The sequence below is a fragment of the Peribacillus sp. P4_D6 genome (genome assembly GCF_056401795.1).
Window position 1 is genome coordinate 1 of sequence record NZ_JBFUIQ010000234.1, and the last position, 3,512, is coordinate 3,512.

The following is a 3,512-nucleotide window of genomic DNA, read 5'->3' on the forward strand; positions in this document are numbered from 1 at the left end:
GATTTGAACATACATTGATATCGTTAATCATCGAACCGATCGTAACGTCTGAATTTTATCAAATCATCTTTAACACATTATTCCTTTACCTAGTTTGGATATTGCTATTCCTATTAGCCCCGATTGCTTTTTACCGTTTAAAACACTTTAAATTCTTTAATATCGAAATTGAAATTGAAAAACAAGATGCAGCCGTTTATGAAGTATTCAGCATGAGCAGTTCAAAAATGAAATTTGCAGCGTATTTAACATCCGAGGAATTTCAATTGGAGATATCAGAGGAAATTGCCAACAGTAAAGACTTTAAAACACCCTTAATCTATACATTGGACTGTGCCGTGGATTTTTATTCCGATCAATTAGGTCTTTCCTTTACCTATGATATCTATACCCTGAACCAGTTCAAAAAAGCAAAGCTGCCTAAATCCATCAAAGCGATGCTTGAAAAGTCCATTCAAACCGGCGATCCGTGCATTACGAATAAAAGCAATAGCGATAGTGAATATTACAAGAACTTTCTTATCCATTATTTCGAAAACATGGACGGGAAATTCGTCACCGTCTTAAATAGTTATCAAACTGAATTCGATACATTCGATAAATCACTGCTTAAAATCCTGCAAAACGTCATATACGATTACTATTTACAATATAACTATATTTACGAAGCAAGTGAGAAGTTGGAAAAGAATGAAACCATTTCCCCTAATAATTAAAAAAACCACCCTACAAGTGGTTATTTTTTTTGGAAAGGTGATTGTTAATTATATTTTGGACAATTACATTATTACCAATGAGCTCTGACGATTTATTTACATGCTGTTCCCGAAAATCCATGTTCTTTATTTTCTTGGACTTTTTCCCATTTTTAAAATTATTGAAGGCATTTAAAAAAGCTATCTGAATCACTCCCCTTATAGATTAGTATATTCATATTTTGGATAAAATTTCATGAAAAACCTCAATTTACTGAAAAATATTTTGCGTATTTAGAGTAATGAAAATTACCTAAACAAAGCAATTATAGACATTTAGAAAAAGTGTTTTAAATGTATGAAAAGGTATTTTATTTGCTCTAATCACTGATTTCTTTGGCTTTATTTATAAGAACTAGAGAAATTTTCCCCAAAATGTTGTATAGTTAGATATGCAGAGATTCGAACAAACATTCGTTTTCTTGAGCAGATTACTTCTTAGAGGGACAGGAGAGAGACAGTGAACGGGACAGCACACATGGCTATAGGGGCAACAGTTGGATTCTTGACGGCAAACACACTTCAAACAGATCCAACCACCACTTTATTCTTGGTGGGCATCGGGGGGGTTTCAGGGCTGATGCCTGATATGGATATTGATGGGAAGTTAAGTAATAGGATTACCTTTTCACATAAGTTTATCCGAACGATAGCACAAACGATTGGGATTTTAATGATCATTTATAGTCTTTTGGAAGGCTCTGAAACGGAAAAGTGGATCGGGGCAGGGGCAGGAATCGGAATCATCATTATTTCGTCTTTCATTAGGCAAAGGCATATGCTGACCTTGACTGGATTAGCGGTATTAGGAGGCGGTTTATCTTTGCAGGAAAGCTGGTTGTGGCTTTTTGGAGTCTATATTATCCTGGCATCATTTACACCACATAGAAGTTATACCCATTCGATTGCCGGTATCGCTTTCTTTGGCATCATTGCCTTTCAATTCGAAGCCTTTATGGGGATTGACGGAATTTTCGCCACTTGTTCATTAGGATACATAAGTCATTTAATTGCAGATTTGAAATGTTTACCTTTTAATAAACGTGGAGTGAAATTATTTCTTCCATTTTTCTCAAAAGAATTCTGACAGTGGTTTTTTACCGCTGTTTTTTTATGAAGAAAAGATAGTTTTATTAAAGGTGCTTTTCAATATATTGAATGGACACTTGATTCGACTTATTTCTATGTTTTATATGGTCATTCTTCCTAAATCTACTAAATGTAACATATTCGTAAAGATCCTGTGATGCGAGTGATATAGCTTTTCTAGTATATTAGGTTTAGCAAATCACATCAGGGGGTAAATAATTTGTTTAAGAAAATTGTCGTCGGATTGTCATTGGCTATCACGCTTGTAACCGCATCCTTTGCCGGAAACCAAGTGGAAGCTGCTTCATATCATACAAAAGCGATTAAAGTRGCTAAAAGTGAACTAGGTACAAAATATAAAATGGGTGGCATTTCTTCATCAGGTTTTGATTGTTCGGGTTTAGTGAAGTATTCATATCAAAAGGCTGGTAAGAATTTACCAAGAACTGCTGCTGACATATATAAAAAAGGAAAGAAAGTTAGAAGCCTGCAAAAAGGTGACTTAATGTTCTTTGCACCAAATAAAGCGAAAAAACCCACACATGTGGCCATATACATAGGAAACAATGAATTCATACACTCGTCATCATCAAAAGGGGTGTCATACGCTAAAACCAATAATAGTTATTGGAAGCCAAAGTATATCGGTGCGAAACGTATATAATAGAAGAAAATCAATCTTAATATAAAAAAGCTAAGAGACTTAATGAAGTCTCTTTCAATTTGTAGACAAAAAGGTTTCGGAAGGTTTCATTCCGAAACCTTTTTGGTTTTTTATTGGAATTGAAGCAGCTATTGCGGAAAGGAAAGCATGGCATGGGTTGAACAACGAGGGGACTTTTAAGAAAGTATCGATATCACCTCAAGTATTAATACTACTTAAAAACAAAAAAGTATTCTATCTTAAAATTAAAACAAAGATGATTGGAACGGAAGGTRCGAGACTCCTGCGGGAAAAGCGCGTCWAGGAGAGACCCCRCAGGTGCGAAGACGCCGAGGAGGCTCCCCGACCGCCCGCGGAAAGCGAGTACCTGGAGTGGAAAYCCAACGTTTAAAAATTGTACTAACCAAAAAGAGACTTAATAAAGTCTTTTTTTGTTTTAAAAAATAAGAGTGAATGAGGCACATGGACAAGAGAATTGGCATTTTGCTAATAGTTTAAGGTTATGGTGAGTCCTGAATTGGGTAATCGGTAGTATGAAGCATTCATGAAAGCTTTTTAGTTGACTGGAAATGGATAGTTTAATATGCTAAGCAAACCAAATCGAAGGAATTCCTTTTTTTTAAAAAAATTCCCAGACAAAATTATTGAAAGTCAAAGAAGGTCAATGTATAATAAAGTCAGAAAGTCAAAGAAGGTCAAAGATTTGCTTTCAATTTAATTTTTTAAAGGAGGAGTACTACATGCTTTGTGAAAAATGCCATGTAAACCAAGCTAATATTCAAGTTCACCTAAATATGAATGGTCAGGAGCATGATGTGAAACTGTGCTCCACTTGTTATAAAGAAGAACGAAACAAACTTGGAGCAGCTATGGGCGGAATGGATATGGGGAAATTCCAATTTAACGGATCTCCAAATTCATTCAATCCATTTAATTATAATGGTGTACCAAAACCGGATTCAGCTGAAAATGGCGAGGACGGAGGATTGCTTGAAGAGTATGGC

3 protein-coding genes and 1 pseudogene are annotated in these 3,512 nt (G+C 35.3%); all 4 read left to right on the plus strand.

The window, feature by feature from the left end:
- The coding region (locus tag AC1DVB_RS25975; protein WP_477591671.1) for a hypothetical protein at positions 1 to 716 on the plus strand (716 nt) is incomplete at its 5' end.
- Between the two features lie 499 nt (positions 717 to 1,215).
- The gene (locus AC1DVB_RS25980; protein ID WP_098185970.1) at positions 1,216 to 1,842 is read left to right on the plus strand and encodes a metal-dependent hydrolase; all 627 of its coding nucleotides are present in this window, start codon (positions 1,216 to 1,218) and stop codon (positions 1,840 to 1,842) included.
- Positions 1,843 to 2,064: 222 nt separating this feature from the next.
- Positions 2,065 to 2,508, plus strand: a complete 444-nt coding sequence (locus AC1DVB_RS25985) for a C40 family peptidase (protein WP_230137760.1) — start codon at positions 2,065 to 2,067, stop codon at positions 2,506 to 2,508.
- A gap of 740 nt (positions 2,509 to 3,248) precedes the next feature.
- Positions 3,249 to 3,512 (plus strand): annotated as a pseudogene (locus AC1DVB_RS25990) (ATP-dependent Clp protease ATP-binding subunit); the annotation flags it as partial.